General features: G+C 54.4%; 19 protein-coding genes and 2 pseudogenes. 17 read left to right on the top strand and 4 right to left on the bottom strand.

All coding sequences use genetic code 11. The annotated features are described in order from the left end of the window. The first annotated feature begins 254 nt into the window (after window positions 1-254). Complete coding sequence (locus U1H99_RS28090) at window positions 255-410, top strand: hypothetical protein (protein WP_323144911.1); 156 nt, start codon at window positions 255-257, stop codon at window positions 408-410. 433 nt (window positions 411-843) lie between these two features. On the opposite strand, the gene U1H99_RS28085 is transcribed toward U1H99_RS28090, so the two are convergent. Then, window positions 844-1,170: an H-NS histone family protein gene (locus U1H99_RS28085; RefSeq protein ID WP_323144910.1), complete on the bottom strand. Its 327-nt coding sequence runs from the start codon at window positions 1,168-1,170 to the stop codon at window positions 844-846. A 288-nt stretch (window positions 1,171-1,458) separates the two neighbouring features. On the opposite strand from U1H99_RS28085, the gene U1H99_RS28080 reads away from it, so the two are divergent. The 9 genes from U1H99_RS28080 (at window position 1,459) to U1H99_RS28040 (ending at window position 9,004) form a co-directional block, all read left to right on the top strand. Beyond that, window positions 1,459-2,130, top strand: a complete 672-nt coding sequence (locus U1H99_RS28080) for a tyrosine-type recombinase/integrase (protein WP_323144909.1) — start codon at window positions 1,459-1,461, stop codon at window positions 2,128-2,130. Between the two features lie 660 nt (window positions 2,131-2,790). Continuing rightward, window positions 2,791-3,033 (top strand): hypothetical protein, encoded by a 243-nt coding sequence (locus tag U1H99_RS28075; protein ID WP_323144908.1) that lies wholly within the window; start codon window positions 2,791-2,793, stop codon window positions 3,031-3,033. 231 nt (window positions 3,034-3,264) lie between these two features. Next, entirely contained in the window at window positions 3,265-3,486 is a 222-nt protein-coding gene (locus U1H99_RS28070; protein ID WP_323144907.1) for a hypothetical protein, read from the top strand. A gap of 300 nt (window positions 3,487-3,786) precedes the next feature. After that, window positions 3,787-4,068 carry a hypothetical protein gene (locus tag U1H99_RS28065; RefSeq protein ID WP_323144906.1) on the top strand — a complete coding sequence of 94 codons (282 nt, stop codon included), beginning with the start codon at window positions 3,787-3,789 and terminating at the stop codon, window positions 4,066-4,068. Window positions 4,069-4,183: 115 nt separating this feature from the next. Then, window positions 4,184-4,378 (top strand): YqaE/Pmp3 family membrane protein, encoded by a 195-nt coding sequence (locus U1H99_RS28060; protein ID WP_323144905.1) that lies wholly within the window; start codon window positions 4,184-4,186, stop codon window positions 4,376-4,378. Between the two features lie 626 nt (window positions 4,379-5,004). Continuing rightward, on the top strand, window positions 5,005-5,271 hold the full coding sequence (locus U1H99_RS28055; protein WP_323144904.1) for a hypothetical protein: 267 nt from the start codon (window positions 5,005-5,007) through the stop codon (window positions 5,269-5,271). Window positions 5,272-5,287: 16 nt separating this feature from the next. Beyond that, window positions 5,288-5,758, top strand: coding sequence for a hypothetical protein (locus tag U1H99_RS28050; protein ID WP_323144903.1), 471 nt, complete (start codon window positions 5,288-5,290; stop codon window positions 5,756-5,758). Window positions 5,759-6,910: 1,152 nt separating this feature from the next. Then, the gene (locus tag U1H99_RS28045) at window positions 6,911-8,632 is read left to right on the top strand and encodes a hypothetical protein (RefSeq protein ID WP_323144902.1); all 1,722 of its coding nucleotides are present in this window, start codon (window positions 6,911-6,913) and stop codon (window positions 8,630-8,632) included. Window positions 8,633-8,644: 12 nt separating this feature from the next. Next, window positions 8,645-9,004, top strand: coding sequence for a hypothetical protein (locus tag U1H99_RS28040; RefSeq protein ID WP_323144901.1), 360 nt, complete (start codon window positions 8,645-8,647; stop codon window positions 9,002-9,004). Window positions 9,005-9,293: 289 nt separating this feature from the next. Here the strand turns inward: U1H99_RS28040 and U1H99_RS28035 are convergent. Then, window positions 9,294-9,971: pseudogene (locus tag U1H99_RS28035) on the bottom strand (toll/interleukin-1 receptor domain-containing protein); the annotation flags it as partial. A gap of 206 nt (window positions 9,972-10,177) precedes the next feature. On the opposite strand from U1H99_RS28035, the gene U1H99_RS28030 reads away from it, so the two are divergent. The 3 genes from U1H99_RS28030 (at window position 10,178) to U1H99_RS28020 (ending at window position 11,233) form a co-directional block, all read left to right on the top strand. Beyond that, window positions 10,178-10,342: a hypothetical protein gene (locus U1H99_RS28030; RefSeq protein WP_323144899.1), complete on the top strand. Its 165-nt coding sequence runs from the start codon at window positions 10,178-10,180 to the stop codon at window positions 10,340-10,342. 486 nt (window positions 10,343-10,828) lie between these two features. After that, window positions 10,829-11,020: a hypothetical protein gene (locus tag U1H99_RS28025; RefSeq protein WP_323144898.1), complete on the top strand. Its 192-nt coding sequence runs from the start codon at window positions 10,829-10,831 to the stop codon at window positions 11,018-11,020. Window positions 11,021-11,035: 15 nt separating this feature from the next. Further along, the gene (locus U1H99_RS28020; RefSeq protein WP_323144897.1) at window positions 11,036-11,233 is read left to right on the top strand and encodes a hypothetical protein; all 198 of its coding nucleotides are present in this window, start codon (window positions 11,036-11,038) and stop codon (window positions 11,231-11,233) included. A 68-nt stretch (window positions 11,234-11,301) separates the two neighbouring features. On the opposite strand, the gene U1H99_RS28015 is transcribed toward U1H99_RS28020, so the two are convergent. Next, window positions 11,302-12,231, bottom strand: coding sequence for an IS5 family transposase (locus tag U1H99_RS28015; protein WP_323144896.1), 930 nt, complete (start codon window positions 12,229-12,231; stop codon window positions 11,302-11,304). Window positions 12,232-12,291: 60 nt separating this feature from the next. On the opposite strand from U1H99_RS28015, the pseudogene U1H99_RS28010 reads away from it, so the two are divergent. Then, window positions 12,292-12,645: pseudogene (locus tag U1H99_RS28010) on the top strand (IS66 family transposase); the annotation flags it as partial. 235 nt (window positions 12,646-12,880) lie between these two features. On the opposite strand, the gene U1H99_RS28005 reads toward U1H99_RS28010, so the two are convergent. Beyond that, window positions 12,881-13,057 (bottom strand): hypothetical protein, encoded by a 177-nt coding sequence (locus tag U1H99_RS28005; RefSeq protein WP_323144895.1) that lies wholly within the window; start codon window positions 13,055-13,057, stop codon window positions 12,881-12,883. 485 nt (window positions 13,058-13,542) lie between these two features. Between U1H99_RS28005 and U1H99_RS28000 the strand changes: the two genes are divergently transcribed. The 3 genes from U1H99_RS28000 (at window position 13,543) to U1H99_RS27990 (ending at window position 17,356) form a co-directional block, all read left to right on the top strand. Next, window positions 13,543-14,073 (top strand): hypothetical protein, encoded by a 531-nt coding sequence (locus U1H99_RS28000; RefSeq protein ID WP_323144894.1) that lies wholly within the window; start codon window positions 13,543-13,545, stop codon window positions 14,071-14,073. A 209-nt stretch (window positions 14,074-14,282) separates the two neighbouring features. Beyond that, window positions 14,283-16,499: an AAA family ATPase gene (locus U1H99_RS27995; protein ID WP_323144893.1), complete on the top strand. Its 2,217-nt coding sequence runs from the start codon at window positions 14,283-14,285 to the stop codon at window positions 16,497-16,499. Beyond that, window positions 16,499-17,356: a hypothetical protein gene (locus tag U1H99_RS27990; RefSeq protein ID WP_323144892.1), complete on the top strand. Its 858-nt coding sequence runs from the start codon at window positions 16,499-16,501 to the stop codon at window positions 17,354-17,356. The genes U1H99_RS27995 and U1H99_RS27990 overlap by 1 nt, the downstream gene beginning before the upstream one ends. Window positions 17,357-17,562: the final 206 nt, after the last annotated feature.

Below are 17,562 nucleotides of genomic sequence, written 5' to 3'. Positions count from 1 at the left end.
AAGCCAGCTCGATGCGTCAACCCGTGAAAGTGCAGCGCAACTTTTGAAGAGATCTTCCGGGGCATGGCTGGCACCTGAACGCAAAGGAAAAGGGACTCAAGAATGAACAAAAAGATGCTCAGAGTCAGTCTTCGGACGAGCAGTTCCTCAAGCAGTGGGCTGACCTGAACCCGGCAGACCAGGCAATAATTTTACTTATCGCGCGCGGTGAAAACGACTTACACAGCGCGGCGGGGCTGGAACGCCTGACTCAAATGCTTGGCACCAAAGCCAACAAGAGCACTGCAGCCCATGCGCTGCGCCGGCTGCAGGCCGAGAATATGGTCACGCGCTTGGCCATCGGAGAGTACCGGGTCGAGGACGAGGCGTTCGCCGAATGGCTCAGGCGCCGCGCAGCGCGGCTGTGCTGAGTTGCCGATTCGAATCGAAAGGACGTAGCGACCGGACTCAATCCTGCCGATCCCAAATGGGCGAGGAGATCGTCCGCGTCGCTTCCGTTAGTGACATGTGCACATGGCATGCGTCGGCCGCACAGCGGGAATGTGCAGAATCGAGGTCCTAAACCTTGCGACCATGCAGCCGTAAGCGCAATTTACGTTCCTGCTGGCGCAGCCGCCCTTACATGATAATCCGTATTATCACTGAAGGCCTTGCAGCAAGCGCCGACCTGGGTGGTTGCCCAATTATCGGGCAACCACCAGAGAGCCGCATGAACGCTAGTTCTTACGACGTTATCAGTAAGGTTATCCACGAAAAATGTGGATAGCCATGCCATGCACTGAGCAGTACCCGGCCGCTCAAAGTGTAGCGATACGCCTTGTGGCAGCAGGGGAGAACCGATAGTTAGATTTTGAAATCGTCGAGCGACTTTCCACCAGCCAATCCCTCAGCAATCCACTTTGGCTGTCGGCCGCGACCGGTCCACGTCTGCGCATTGTCAGCTGGGTTCTGATACTGGGCTTGCACCTTTTTGCTGCTGCCTTTCGATTTTGCGCCACTATTCGCAAGCAGCTCTTCAACCGATACACCCAAACTCTGAGCAATAGCAAGAATCTGCTCGCGTGCTTTAGTGACTTCCTGTTGTTGGCGGGCTTTGATTTCTTTTTCAATCTCCGCCTGCAGTCCTTTGAGCTCGCTGAGGTTATAGTCTGACAGATCTACTTTTGCCATATTTCATCCTTCTTGGTTAAGTTGTTTGTGAATTGATGCCACAAGCGATTCTACTATGCGCATGCGGATCAAACGTGTTCGCGACCGTTTCCAGAGAGGGAAGAGCGCTACGGCTGTCCGCTAGCGAAAGTGGGCTTCTCTAGATAAAAGCGGTCGCTTGGCCATTAACGACCGCCGTCCTATCACTTTTCCGAGGACCTCAGCAACCGGGCCGTGCTATGCTCGAAAAAGAGCCTGCATGGTTCTCCCTCTGAACCCGTTCTCAATCCATCCTGTTCAGAGGCTAGCATGGCCCAAGCCACCACACTCCAGCCGGGCCAAATCCGTCATCTTCTGCGCGTCACCGCGGCTACCAGTCGACATCCCGAGCGCGACTGTCTGGTCCTGCTACTAGGTATAACAGCAGGGATGCGGGTAACCGAAATTGCACAGATCGAAGTTCAGGACGTGCTGTTTCCGTCAGGTGCTCTACGCGACGAGATTAGCCGTCGCGCGGCAATCACAAAAGGATGCCGGCAGCGCTGCGTGTACTTCAGCCACGCAAAGGTCATCGAGGCACTTGACCAATACCTGAACTACCGGATAACGCGGCGCCTACGAACGACTGGCGAGCCTGGACGCTATCGGGCTCTGGAACCAACGAGCATGCTGATCTTGACCCACAAAGGCTATAAATTCCACCTCAACACCAAGCGCCGTGTGAGCTTTGCCGGCGAGCGCGTCGATTATTTGGCATGCGACAGCTTGCAATCCCACATTACCAAGCTATATCGCGACGCCGGCATCAAAGGCGGTTCATCGCATAGCGGCCGACGCACGATGGCGTCGAGGTTGATCGCCCAAGGGCACTCTGTCGAGACCGTCCAGCAGCTACTTGGCCACGCCGAGCTGGACCACGTCCGTCCGTACTTGCAGGTGTCACCAAATAGGCTCGAAGAGATGTTCACGAACATCCTTTAGCTCGATGGAAAGCGAGGTGGCACTCTTGCCGATCGCTACGCGAGCTGGTTACGATCTCAACGTGCGATTTCGTTAAGTTCTCGTGGACCCAGTAAGATTGGAGATATAGAATTGCCAGGGTGAAATCTACCATTATTGGCTTGGTTATGGCACCGATGCAGACGCTGTAAACCCAATGCTCTGCAAGACGGTCTCAGGAATTGTTGCGACGAGCGCGGTGCCGGCGAACCAAGGAAAGGGACCAGCAGCATCGAACGCCCCGCTCGACGGGGCTAAGGCATTGAGAGGGTCGGCGCGGTGCCAGTCCCAGCTTTACAAAAAAGAACATGACGAATCCCATATTCCATAGCGCCTTGCGCATCACTACCGATGGGTTCAAATGCGAACAGTGCGGCGTCAAAGCAGCCGCGTCGCCGGGTGCCATCATGAGTGCCTACATGCGTGAGGTAATCACTTTCGAAGACGCGCATAAGGCTTGTGCGGTGACGGCTGGACGCGAAAGCGCATCAGGCTGAACAGGGCGGAAAAGCCCAGCAGTACCGATGCCGCGCTCGACGCGGCTGGGGCATTGAGAGAATAGCGTGATGCGTCACGCGAACACAGGGTCGGAAACGGCATCCCAATCCGGCGCGAGTCGAGAATAACGAAAGTGAGTTCAAAATGAAAAAACAACCCGGCATTCATATCAGCAGCGAGACTGTGCATGATGCGCGCCATCCTACAGTCGGCAATGGTGAGGTATTCAAAGAAAGCGTCGGCGCGCTGATCGATGCTGGTCACGCCATCGCGGTCGAATACGGCGAGTCTGAAATTGCATTCGAGGACTCGCAAAAATTCAAGGACTGGTTCGACGGCCTGCCTCAAGTCGTACTCGTCGAAGATCCACCAAAGAAGCCACTCTAACCGAGAAAAAGCGCCGCGTGCGCCCGACAGCCACCCGCCAGCAGGCGGATGAATATAGGGATGACGATGAAACAAGAACTGCCCGAAAACTGGGAACGCGAAGCGGACCTGTACTACGCCTACGCACGGCACTAATCCAGCGGAAAATCCGCACAGCAGCATCCACGGCCCGCATGACGGGCATGGTGCATTGAGAGAGCTGGCACGATGCCGGCGAAAGAGGAAAAAATTATGTACGACCCACTCAAAGAACAGGCAGATCAAGTCCAGGACGCTGTTGCAGAAATTGCCAAAGCAGTCTCGCTGATTCGATCCGAGTTTGCGATCGCAGACGAGGCCTCCGTCGTTGCCTTCGTTAGGACTAGATTCGAGCAAATTAATCGTAGTTCTCACGAATTCTTCCGCGCTGAGGACGTTGCCGCAGAATATCGCAATCGCATGTTGCGGAAGTGATCAAGCTGACTACGGAAAACGCTATGGATGAGGATTTAGTCTTGTACGTCTACAAGTGCGCTGAGTGTGGTCGCAACGGGAGCGCTCATATTGCCGGCGACACGCACGACGGCGAAAAAGCGAAGTGCAAGTTTTGCGGCGCTAAAGTGTCGCTGGAATGGGACGGTGGAGTGACTTTCGACGTTGGGCCGCATCAGACGAACTGATCGAGGAAAACACCCAGCAGTACCCATGCCGCGCTTGACGCGGCCGTGGCATTGGAAGGGATGGCACATTGCCACTCCAATGAGGAATAACACTATGGCGAAGCGCCCTGTCAAATCTTTCAACGTCCAAGTCGTGGGGAACCAAGTAGAAGTCGAGATTGTTACGGATCGACAAAAGCCGTATCAATACATTCTCTCTCAAGACGTCAACCATCCTGATGCACACGAGATCGCGCGCCACTTGCAGGCAGGTTTGGCACAAGCGGTAGCGACGTTCGATAAGGTCGAGGTGGTGGAGTTCCTGGAACGGAACTACGTCTCGATTGGTGTCCCGATCAAATATCACACCGACCGTTATACGGCTCGTAAGCGATAAGCGAACGCACATCCCGGAAAAGGCTGAACAACTGGACCCGAACGGTCGCCTTAAAAATATGGGCAACGGCCCGAGCGGCGCCTCGCGTAAACAGGGGCACTGAACGAGAAAACGAATGCGTCTCATCATTGCTTTGATCCTGCCCTGGCTGACTTTCTTCACCATCGGTCGCCCGATCGCTGGAATCATCTGCTTGATTCTGCAACTGACCGTCGTCGGCTGGCTTCCCGCAACCATCTGGGCTGTTTATGCGCTCAGCCAATACAAGACCGATCAGAAGATCGAGCGAGCACTCGGCCGTCGAGCCTAGTCTGGTCGAGGGGCAACCCATGAGAAAAAAAGTTAGTTTCGCTGTCATTGCACTCGGCCTAGCAGGGAACTCGAGCGCTCTCACAAACGAAGAGTTCGCAACGCAAGTGCAACGCCAAGAGCGGATTTTGGCAGCGGACAAAAAAGCGCTTTATGAAGCAGAGAAATTCTGCACCTTGCTATCGGAGCAGCGAAGGGGAGACGAACCGCGCTGTGTAGCAATGCAAAGGGTGAACTCGAAGGACTTGCATAGTGGCTCGTCGATAGTCAAGAGTCAGAAGCGGGTCTGGTAGGACGGAAAAGCACGAGCAGCACCGACGGCCCGCACGACGGGCCTGGAGCATTGAGTGAGCGGCACGGTGCCGGTCAAATAAGAGAACGTGATGAAAGTCCGATGCAACAACAAGCCGTGCGATTGGAAAGGTCAGGACGTGGAAGCACTAACGGCTCCGCATCCGTTTAGGCCAGAAGAAGAGATTGACGGTTGCCCTGCCTGTCTAGAGGTCAACACCGTTGTGGCTGTTTGCGATACGCCTGGCTGCTGGGAGCCGACAGCAGGTGAATGCGGCCGTGGTGTGCAATTCCTTTTGGCGTGCGCCCAACATTGGCCGAAGCAGTAGGAAAACCATGACGGACATCGAGGCAGCAAAGCAATGGCGTGAGCGGTTCGGCTATGTCGGCCGCGCCGGGGTCATCGTCGTCTACGACGGTGAGGGCCAAAGCTGGGTGAACGAGCTGCGCAACCCAGAGCACTGGCGACCTGGTTGCGTCGCGGTCGATGAAGCCGGCAATACCTGGACCGCGGTCGCCGGCGATGAACAGAATGGCGCCTCAATGTGGATGCCGAACGACGCGAACACCTGGACTGCCAAAAAGTCCATGAGGACGAGCTAGCCCAACGGAAAAGAACATGCAAAAGTTACCTTATCTCATTGCCGCAGTTGCAACACTATCGGCACCAATCGTGGCACACTCAGCGACGAAAACCGCTCCCCTTTCGCCGGCCGAAGAACGCCAGTGGATCAACTCCGTCAAGGCGCATAAGACGGCTGATGGGCGCACGGTCGTGGAGGCGCTTGCATTGGTCGAGAAACGTGCTCACGGTCGATTTAAGGTTGCCTCTTATGATGTTATGTACGACTGGAAAGGGCAGCCAAGTTCGGTTTCCATATCTTATTGGATCGGCACGAAGCGTGCCCGAGATTTGACGTTCTCGGACCTGGACTACCCAATGAATCGAAACGGAACGATCGCAAAACTTTCGTTCGCCGACCGGCCAACCTTGTCGTCGCTGGAAAAGGGCGCCGACGCAATGCTGGCAGAGGTAGAAGAACACTACCGGCTGGACTGTCCGGCAGACATGCCATCGGATCACTGCTGACCAAGGAAAAATGACAGGCATCCTCAAATATGCAGAACGACTCATGGCTCGCGAGCCGTCGCTCACGAGAGACCAAGCGGTCGAGCGAGCAGTCTTGGTTCTCACGGGCCGGACAACGATCCCGGTTGAACTGATGTCTCCAGCCCAGCGCGCAACTGCTGAAGCGGCAAAGAAGGCGAAGAAGGACGCGAAAAACAGGGTTCCTGAGCATGTCCACCGAAATATTTCCCGAGTGCGAGCCGCGAAAGTTGATCGCCAAAAGACAGGAGGCACTTTGCCGACAGCTACGTTTGTAAGTGGCGGTAAGGTGTCACCGAAGTAAAAGGTCTACACCCAAGGAAAAGACCGCCATTATGGCCGAGCCCACAGACAAACCAAGTCCTCGTCTATGCCGCATTTTTTGAGCCCAGGGTGAGCCAGAAGGCGCTGCGGGACCGGCCAGACAGTCTGCCACCGGCACCCAAAGTCGAAAATTTCTCTGTCGATGTGTCAGGTCGCTGTCGTTCCGTCAGCGAAACAAGTAGTATGCTGTCATCTTGTCATAAGCCAATTTTTTTGGTTGCCGATCTTCGTCCGTAGCCTTGTGAAAGCGATCGCCCACTTCAGAAAAATTCCTGGTAGCCCGAGCTATGTCCACTACTTGAAGTTGCAGGTACGCGTAGCAGGGGACATTTCTTCCATACTGGACGATGCGAGCGTTATGCGACGCCCAGGCCCCAAGCACGTGCTCGAGATGCGGCGCTGGCTAGGCGACGAATCGGAAATCGCAGCTGCGCTTCGCTGGATCCTACGTGGTTTTTCCGCCAATATGGCGATCCGAAAGGTGATCGCAGACACCCAGGAGCGAGAATTGCGAACGGACGCAGTACTCCGGCGCCGGCCGCCTCGTATACTTACCGCCGCGCGAGGTGGCGTTCCTTTTCGTGAGAACGGCGCCTACCTAGCACGCATATGGCAGGGTTAGGTGAACGCATGTGTCTCCGGGAAACCGGAGAATACTACCGCTCCCTGATGCGGACGTTCGGCGATATTGGCAAGCAGTAGGGTTGCAGGCGCAGTTGTTTCCAATTTCGTTACGTCAGTCTATAGTCGAGGTTTCGTCCGAGCCTGATGTCCTTGGATTAAATGCAGTGTACCTTGAATAGAGACAGAATGACCATAATCGAACTGATTCGACAACTTTTGCCTAACGGAACCGACGCGTTCGCGGTCGGCGAGGAGCCGGCGGCCCAACACGATGCCGTCGATTACACCAAGTGCCCGACATGGCCTCCCGACCTATTCGCGGTTATCGGGTCGATCATCGACCGGTCGGGATGCTATACGTTAGCGAGTCCGGACCGAGAAGCACTCGCGGCGCATCAGGAACGTCTCGACGAGATCTCAACCTGCACACAGGCCTGGAACCATACCATCAGCGTCATTCCCGAGATTGTTCAAGTGCTATGGGCGGAAACGGCCACGACCTATGCGGACGTGCGACTCGCCGCGGTGAGCAAGAACGCGACACTTGTCAACATCCTCTTGATTTTGTTCGCGGCGGCCGACGAAGCAAGCGTCGGCATGGGTTGGGACGTCGATCCAGGGGAAGCGATGCGCCGAAAGTTTGCCTCGGTTGCGTTTGCCGCTCTGACCCGTGGCGACGCCGAGGTTTCCTTGCCGTATGAATCGCGGTCCCTGTGTGTTATGGTGCCTGCCGAACAGGCGATTGTGTTACCGAAGTCGATCACCTCGTCGGTTGGTTGTACGATTCGCTCGCTGAGTCACCATCTTGCGTTGTTGCCGCCCGTGTCTGTACTCGAACCGCGGTGGATTTTGTCCAGTAAAAAAGCGCAGAAGGACGCTGACGCGGATCCTGCGGCCCCTTATCCGCTCCGGTTGCTGCTTGTTCCGTTCCCGTTCACGATCCACGCGAGCAGCTTTAAACTCAGTTCACGCCGACAAAAGCTGGGGACGAGTGAGAACCACGTGCCGGCATATTTCGAACTGCTCCAGAACTGGCTAGAGCCTAGTGGTGAGACATTGACAGCCGAGCGCCTGGCGACCCAGCTGATACTAAAGCTTATCGATCAGGCACGGGACGAGACCGGCGCTGCGCCACACGGCGTGATTCTCCCAGAGTGCGCGCTGTCGACTGAATTGGCCGGGCGGCTAGCAGAAGCGCTTGCGGGGTCCGGCATCGATTTCCTCATCACGGGCAGCCTCGACACGATAGACGGCAAACATCGAAACCGTGCGCTTACGTTCGTGTATCAGGAGGACGGCCGGATCACGATGGACGATCAAAACAAGCATCACCGTTGGCGCTTGGACCGTAGTCAAACCGAGCGCTACGCGCTTGACTTCGACGACGACCACGAGAACAACCAGTGGTGGGAGGATATCGACGTCAACGAGCGCAAACTGCCGTTTTTCGGGCTGCGCAAGGACATGTCGCTTGCCACCTTAATCTGCGAAGACCTGGCCCGGACCGACCCGGCCATGACCGCAATCCGGGCAGTGGGACCGAACCTAGTGGTCGCGCTGTTGATGGATGGTCCCCAGCTTGCCGTTCGTTGGCCTGGCAGGTATGCCACCGTTCTCGCGGAAGATCCCGGCTCGGCGGTGTTGTCGTTCACGTGCGCGGCGATGGTCGACCGCTCCAATTGGGTGGAGGCCAAGCCGGCCAGGTCGATCGGATTGTGGCGCGACGGCGGCGGCCGCACGCAGGAGATCGGGTTGCCGGAGGATGCGCTGGGAGTCATGTTGACCTTGCAATCCAAGCAAAAACATCAAAATACGTTGGACAACCGTTCAGACAATTCGCTGTCGCGTCAACTGACCCTGCGCACCGTCGTGCCGCTTTTTCTTGCGGACCGCCCGACTTGGATATAGACTGGATTCATCATGGAAGACAAAAAACCTACTTTTCATAGCGGCAGCAGAAAGCCATTCCCCGAGGAAAAGCCGGTCATGGACGTCGTACGCCATGCAAAAGACTCTGTCGCGCAGCGTCATGGCGGGCGTGTCGTTCGGGGTGCCGCGCTTTTCAAGTCGTTTGCGCAGACCTCTGCCGCTGCGACGGTTACTCCGCGAGCTATCGATATCGTCAATGCCGCCGTAGGCAACGCAGTGGCCGGTGGATTTACCGCACGCATTGTCTCGGACGCGACAGGCGGTAACGAAGCGGCGCCGAGACGTTCTGGAATCTCCCAAGCGCAGGGCGAAGTGGCCGCGTCGCTGCGCCGGCTCGGCGTTCTAAGGTAATCTGTAGATGTCAAACGGCCGCAAGGCCGTTTTTTCTGGGTGATCCCTTCCGTGATAATTGTTATTATCAGTCAAGCATTTTTGCGTTGTCTCGATTATCAGCCTTCTAAGCTGAGGGGCGCCGGTTCGAACCCACCTGAGCAAGCCATGAAAGTCTCTTAAAATCAATTGCTTGAAAATTCCAGTGAGCCTGCATGCCTTCGGTCCTACCGCTCAGATAATCGATAAGTAAGCGGTTTGAACCGGCGTTACGTCTAGCATGTTGGCGAAGAACTGTCGTGGCAACTACCTACATAGAGATAAGTTTGATAAGCGCTGCTCGACCACCTTCGGTTACCCAAAGCAACTCTCTATCGTTGCTACAAGACACGTACTCCATCTTTTCAGCCTGATCAAGAGCGTGATCGAAGAACAGTTTCGACTTTTGCATCGCTTGGCGTACCCACTCAACGCGAAGACCGCCGCTTTCGTCTGATCGATCGTAGACCTTAGCCAAAGTTTCCATAAACTGAGATACGGGAGTTGGGGCAGTTGGCTGCACAGTTCCAGTTACGACTTTAAATGGGTCTGATCCAAGTGGCGGCTTGGTAAAAAGCGGCGCACCGAGAAGTTCCCTTAGCAGTTGATCGATGCCAGACTCGAACTTGTCTTCGGTCGAGAGATCAATATACATCTTCGTGCCAAGAAAAGTTGGCAGCTGGACTACTCCAGTCTGACGAACGATAGGTATGACCCTGTTCGAACCGATCCTCTTGAGCAGGTCGCCAGTGACAATCATCTTTTCGTATCCGACGCCGCCTACTCCTTCATTCGCTTTTTCAACATACCGCTCAGTGCAGATCATTAGGACTCGGGAAGCACGAGCTAGGTTCTGTTCCATGAACTGAGCTAGGTCGCTTCCGGGGCCAAGTTCCCACTGATCAAGAATTGCGTCAATGCCGCTTGATCGCAACCGTGTTGCTAGGTCTAGTACCCACGCTTATGTTCTTGCGTGTCATGCGAATAGGAAATAAATACGACTGGTGGGGTCATGCCGGCTCCGAGCTTTAGATGTGCCTATGATAGCGTTTTTACGCGGCTGTGAACGCTGCCTCATCAGGGCATACTGGGCGGGGGAGGGCGCGAAAAGCTTGCAGCCGAAAATGGCTCAGAAAATTTTCCCGGAAAAGCGTGATGGAAGCGAAAGACCTTGCTGAGCAGGCTAAGCGAACCTGGGGCGCGGTAGATGCCCAAGCGGCAGACAGGTTCATGAAGCTGGTCTCGAAGAATAATCCGGTCCCGGACGCATGCTCGGATTTACCGATGACGCTGCCGCCCGATGGCCAAGCAATCTGGTAGGAAAAGAGAAAATGCTGAATTCAAATGTCGTTCAGATCATCCTTGTAGGCAGTGATTACCCAGAGGTTTGCAACTTGTTAGAGAAGCGCGCGGTACTGCTTAGTCAACTACAGCATGACCGGCATAAAACGCTCGGAGCTAAGCATCCGAACTCGGAAGAGCTGAACCAAATCGATGCTCGTATCGTCGAAATCGTTGGTCGGACGGCTCTGTGTGGTTGGACGCAATCCTAAGACTTAGGAAAACGGGCAGGATCGATGGGAATGAGGATTAAGTCTCAAACGGGCTTTATAACGCCTGAGCAGTTTGACGAACTGTGGAACCAGTTCGAGGCAAAGACCAGGCTTGTTGATCCTGATGCCTTCCATGTTGAAGGCGGTGAAGAGCGATATACAGCTTCCGTCGAAAGCCTGGAAGGTTGCTTCGCGACGTATTAGTCCGACGCAAAACAAGATCATAAACTGACGAAGTAGACCAAGGAAAATTATGGATATCCCAAACATCGATACGTACGAAGGATGGTGCGGCGAGGTCGTCAAACATATTATCAAACTGGGAGTGCCCGCCAAACAGGTGCGCGACGATATGGAAGGCGACGCTGAATGGTATAGCGAGCTGTTCGAGGACGGGATGTTCCCGGAACAGGCCGCAAAGCTGGCCAGCGACCACCTTCTATAGTCGCGGAAAAGCGCGATGAAATACCTGGTCAGTGGTTATTGCCTAGTGCCGATGAAGGCCGAGATTGAAGTGGAAGCGGATTCGCCAGCGCACGCGACGAAGGTCGCGAAAGCGGAGTGGAAACGCGACCATCGCAGGCTGCTCGTTTCCAATAGTGCCGACGAGGGGTCAGCATGCGAGTGGCGTCCAACGGCCGAGCCGCTAGCGCACTGAAGAGAACGGAAAAGGGCTTTGTTGAGCAAATCGAGCGAAGGCCGAGCTGACGCTATTTGTAGCTAGTTTTATAACGCTGGAACCGTAACCGGCCTACCCAGTCGAGTAAAGCGGTTGAGCACAGCGGCTCGCACTTGCAGCTCGGCGACTTGACGGTCGAAGTCGCGTGCCATGACGCGTTCACCCAGCAGCTTGAAGCAGCGCATCTTGGTTTCTACAAGGCTGCGTTGATGATAGCCACTCCACTTTTTCCAGATCGCCCGGCCCAGCCAACCCGTTGTCTGCAGGATGTCGTTGCGTGCATCCGCACCGCGGCGATTCGTCTTCCAGGGTTTGGCGTTCTTGCGGGTCCGGATGATGGCATCTGCGGCGCGAGAAGCGATGGCTTCATGGCAGTCTTTCGTGTCGTATGCGCCGTCGCCAGTGACGCTGGCAATGCGCTCGTCGGCAGGAATCTGATCCAGCAGTCCTGGCAGGACGGGGGCGTCCCCGATACTGTTGTCGATCACTTCCATAACTCGTATCTTTAGCGTAGAAGCGTCGATCCCAAGGTGCACCTTGCACCATTGGCGGCGATAGTCCGCGCCATGCTTTTTCGTCTTCCACTCGCCTTCGCCCAGCATCTTGATCCCCGTACTGTCCACCAGCAGATGCAAACCCGTTGTAGTCGGTACGGCGCCGGTGGCAACCTGCAGCGTTTTCTGGCGCCGGCTTATCGTGCTGTAATCCGGCACCGGCCAATCGAGACCGGCAAGCTTCAGGAGGCTTTGCGTCATGCCTACGGCCTGGCGCAGCGGCAGATTGAAGAGGCACTTGATGCTCAGGCAGAACTGGATTGCCTCGTCGCTGAACATCTGGCTGCGCCCGCGCTTGCCGCTCGGCTGACCATACCAGTTCATCGTTGGATTAAGCCAGATGAGTAGCGAGCCACGTGACTTCAGCGCTTCGTTGTATGACTTCCAGTTCGTGGTGCAGTACTTCTGAGGAGCCGGTTTCATCCACTCAGGCTACCAGACCATCACGTTCCCTGCTGCTTAGGGCGATTTACGCAACAAAGCCATCTGCACGCGTCGCGTCCGTCGGCCTTGACCGCCGAGGTACTGCGCTGCATCAGCGAACTGAATGCCATCGAAGAGGACGTCCGCAGCAAGCAGCCGGATAAACGTCTCATCGTACGGCAGGCGCAGGCGAAGGTATTGCTCGACGACTTGGAGCGCTGGCTAAACGCCACAGTCTCTACGCTGTCGCGCAAATCCGATACGGGGACGGCGATCCTGTACGCACTTAAGCTGTGGCCAGCCCTGACCCGTCATGCCGACGACAGCCACACCGAAATCGACAAATCGGCGGCCGAACGCCCGCTGCGCCGCGTCGCGCTTGGCCGCCGAAATTTCCTCATTGCCGGCGACGACGGTACTTAGCGCTGGCGCCGGCCGGTACCTGGTCGTGCGTTGACTTCACAGGCAAATGGACCGCGTGCCTTTCTTTCGCTCTGTAGTGGCGGTGCGAAAGTAACTCGGCTTCGTTGGGTTCGGTTTCAGGTTGCTTAGTATGTTTGGACCTCAAGCGAAACCTCGACGGAGCGCCAGGCGGCGGCGACAACAAGTTCTCCCTCGTTCTTTGCGACGATGTCGTCTACGGTATCCCTCATCGCATTTCTCTGGGTGCGCTGCACGCCATGCGCAGCTGGTCGATCGTAATCTCAAGTCGATCAATTTTAGGTTGCAGCTCGGCCAGGCGGTCCTTGGCAACTCGGGTTTCGGCGCGGCCCATCTCGATCGATTGCATGGCAAACAGCCGCTGACCTTTTAGCTCTTCCGTCAAGCTAACCACGGCTTGCCGCTGTTGGGCGAGAGCGGCCTGGCTTGTCTCCAGTTCGCGGGCGAGGAAGTCGGCGCGGGTTACATGCGTCTACAGCTCGCTGGCGAGTCGCGCATCCTGGATTATAACTTCGACCTTCGCGCGCTCAGCGTCGCGCAGTCGGCCATTGAGGTAACCAACCTGGGCGCCACGGCCGCGTAGGCCGCTAGGAGAGAGAACTGCGGCATACATTCGACAAAGACGGAACGAATGACAGACACGTCCAGCGCTGGTGCCTCAGGAAGCTGCTGATGAAAACCGGCCCAGACGGACGCGACATTGCGGCCGGTGCCGCGGCGGCAATTAATTCCCGCTCAAGGGTGTCGCGTTCGCTAGCAATAGTCGACGTCGACGGGCTGCGCCTAGATACGTAAGCATCGAGGCAACATTGCGTACTTTCCGACTGGGAAAGTAGCATAATACGTACTGTTCAAAGACAAGGAAACAACATGTTAGATGGCGTATCTGACGTTTTCAAATTCTTCCAGGCTTCTAAGCTGGCAAGTGCCGCGCTGCTAATCACTGCTATGTGCATGATCTTTGGACCACGATACGCCTTCATTGTGCCGCCTGTACCGTCAGATTGGCGTTGGTTGCCATGGAGCGTCATGTTCTTCACCGGTCTGCAATGCGCTTACTGGACCTCAACAGCCATATTGACGCGTTTGCACAAAGGGGCGCACGCACTTCGTGATGTTTTGTTTCCGGTCAGGCTTGACCAACTTTCAAACGACGAGCAGTTTGTGTTAGTTGTGGCAACCGATAATGCTGGTCATTTTTTTCGAGAAGGTGCAGAAAGATACAGCCCAAGACCACAATCCGTTGCAATAAATTTAGCTGAAGCAAGTTTGATAAAGAAGGGGCTGATGGCCGACAGTTTCGCGGGTAGCTACCTAACGGAAAAAGGCGAACGATTCTGTGTCTCTAATAAGCTCTACGCACGCATAAACCACACTCGCAATCTGCCTCCACTCTCGTAACCTCCACGAAACCATCCCCCAGTGAGCACTTCAAGCTGCTGAACAAGTCGAGCGGAAAATGTGCGACAAATCAATTGCGGTTATAACGAACCACGTTTGACGTAGGGGAAGATTCCTGTTCGGGCACGCTGTCGATTTCCGTCGCCAGATATCCATTGCGTGTCCTCATCCGCAGACTTCTGTATTAATGATACGTAAGGAAGTAAACTATGACAGACGAAATATTCCAAGCTTCCAATGTTGAAGGGGAAGCTCGCCGTCTCTATTTGCCACTGTCCAGCCTCAATCTTGATCCGAATAATTACCGGTTTGTGGACCATGAGGACTATGCCAAGGTGCCGAATACCCAAGTCACCAACGATGAGGTGCAGCGGCGTACGAGACGACTTATTCTTGGGGCAAATGAAGATAAAGTTAGTGACCTTATAGCGAGCCTGAAGCAGAACGGATGGCTGGACGTTGAGCCTATAAACGTCCGAAAAATCACCGAAAATCAATTTTTGGTTGTCGAGGGAAATCGAAGGGTTGCGACATTGAAGCATCTTCAGTCGCGCTGGCAAGATTCAACCGGGAACCTTGGGAAGCTTGATTCTTCGATATTCGAAAATGTGCCGTCTATTCTTTACGAAGAGCGTGATGATTTTCATCATCTCGTCGTTATGGGGTTACATCACATTAGTGGAAAGGCGCGCTGGCCGGCGGTAAATCAGGCGCGTTTAATGAAGCGCTTACGCGATCAGTTTAACAAGAATTCTGACGAGATCTGTGCATCACTCGGAGTCAGTAAGCGTGAATTTAATTTGAGTCTCCGTACCCTGGCGCTGGCTGACGCGTATGGTGCGAGCGACTACGGTGACCAATTCACGACTGAGATGTTCAATTTATTCCGTGAAGTATTAAAGGCCCCATCGTTGCGAAATTGGCTAGAGTGGGATAACGATAGGGAGGTAGCTCAAAATGTTGGAAATCTAGAACGGTTGTTCTCATGGCTATCTCGAGAGCCGGAGGATGAAAGTGAAGACGAAGACGATTCTCTTAACGGATCAAACCGAGTTCTTGGTGATCGCGTCATCACGACAGGGGGGCAGATCCGGGAACTAGCCAAAGTCATTGAAGATCCTACTGCCGTCAAGCGACTTGAGGAAACACGTAGCTTGCAGGCTGCAACACTCTCTAGCGACCTGCTTGTGAAGAACGAGATCGACGGTGCTATTGAACGTAGCAACCAAGACGCTGCCCGTCTTTTCGAGCTAGCTCCAAAAATGTCCGGCAGCGAACTCGATCGTGTAGAGAGCCTCGTCGCTCGACTTGAGGCTGTCGGCTTGTCTCGAAAGCGTCAGCCGGCAACTGCAACGATGTCAGAACAGCCTTGGAGAGTTTATTCCGAGCTCCCTCAATCCCATTTCAAGTCGATAAATATTGAAAAATATCGCTCTCTTAATAATATTTTCTTCGACGATCTTGGGCGGGTGAATCTGATCGTTGGCACTAATAACGCCGGCAAAACAAGTGTGCTCGAAGCAGTCTATTTACTCGCTAATCAAGCGGACCCGCGCGGCCTACTTGAGTTGCTTCGGAGGCGAACTCGTGTTGACCCAGTAGGCGTGCCTGCCTTCTCCGTAACTCAGCTTCCACAAGAGGTTATGTTAAACGCTAACTATGACAAAAGAGCTGACAACTCTGTTTTTCTGAAAATCGCAGCTAAGGACCAGCCTGAAGACGCTGATGAGGATTGGGCCAGTTACCTTCGCACATTGATTGTTGATGCGACATATGCGGGTCAGCGCCAACGTTCGGTGACGGACTTCTTTTCAGGACGTGCGCGTCGAACGCGGCTATCAATGGGAGATCCGCGCTGGTTGTGTGCTTCCGTCTTTCACTCCCCATTTTCGCTTTCCGATCCAGAGCTACTGGTTCACTGTAACGAGGAGAGTATTCGCCTGAAGCTAAAGGAACGGGTCGTGAAGTTTATCCGGGAGCATATCGATTCGGGCGTCCAGGACATTGCGTTAGCGAATGAACACCGCCGGTTTCTGGTGACTCACGATGATTTTAGTGAAGCGGTGGATCTCTCGCTATTCGGTGAGGGTATTCAAAGAGTTTTTTTAACAGGGCTTCTTTTTGCTGGTGCGCGAGGCGGCGTAGTCTTAATTGATGAGTTTGAGAATGCGCTGCACACGGGACTTCTGATTGAGTTCACTAAATTTGTGCACGAGCTCGCTGTCGAATTTGGGTGTCAAGTATTCCTAACGACTCACAGTAAAGAGACCGTCGACGCGTTTTTGCTTAATGGTTACCATATCGACGAAATTGTTGCGTATCTATTGAAGCTAGGTAGCGGCGGAAAGAAAAGTGTCGTCCGCATCTCTGGGCCCGATCTCAAGCATGCAATTGAGGTTGGTGATGTCGATTTGCGGAGACTTTAATGAGAGCAGTATTCGTTTTTTGTGAAGGGATTCACGACATTACGTTTGTGGTTCGTAGCCTTGGTCAATTGGCGAACGCAACGTGGATCGGCGACTCCATTGGTAAGTTGCCTTCTCCACTCGGACCCATTCCAGACCCGCTAAACCCGACTAAGCCTAAACTTGAGAGTCTAATTGCCAAACGGTATTCGAGCCGTACGCTCGATGGGCTACGTCTGAAAGCAGCCGCACATGCTCCATTGCCAGCCTTTGAAGCTATAGTAAAAGCTAACGATACGCTCTTTGTTTTAATTCGGTGTCACGGAGATGGCGCTTCGCAAGCAGCGATAAAGCTAATCAACGATACGATGGTATTGTTAAATCCGGCGTTTGGCACCGACCTGAAAGAGATCGCCGCAGCCTTCATCTTTGATGCAGATGCATCGCTAGGGCAGCGTGAGTCGACCTTCGCTGCTGAATTTGCTTCAATTTTGCAAAATGTTACTGCTCCGACACATGGCAAATGGGTCAAGGGTTCACATCGCGTCGGACTTTACGTTTTTCATAATCAGGCTAGCAAAAGTGGATCACTTGAGGAGATAATTGCTCCACTGGTTGCGGCTGAATGGGGCACACGGTGGGCCGCTGCTGATGCCTACCTGCATCAAAACGCCCAGCCAACCGATCCAGTGAGAGTAAAGAGGTCAGAGTGGTTAAAGGCGCAGATTAATGTGACCGGACAATTCTTATATCCTGGCGATCCAATGAGCATTGTCATCAGCAAACCCAGGGGAGCAATGCCCGGCCTCGGAGACGCTCACTTTAGCGGCGGCGAGTCGCAATCTCTTGTGAACTTCTTAAATGGAGTTTTATGGTGATCTGATGACTCAACTGCATCTAAAGCGCTAACCTGCACGAGGTGGCGCTTTCTTTGAGGCGTTCGCCGGTAGTTCATTTGTGAATTTCTACGAACTTTTAGGTCCGCCTAGCAATAGAAGCTACCACTGTGACGTTGGGCGCCAATGAACTTACCAATCCGGCTCAACATCAGCGTGTAAGATTGAAACTGGCAGCGCTGGACGTT

The sequence above is a fragment of the Massilia phyllosphaerae genome (assembly GCF_034659755.1).
Taxonomy (GTDB): Bacteria; Pseudomonadota; Gammaproteobacteria; order Burkholderiales; family Burkholderiaceae_D; genus Telluria; species Telluria phyllosphaerae.
Note: the sequence above shows the minus strand (reverse complement) of the source record. Positions and strands in the feature narration are given on the sequence as shown.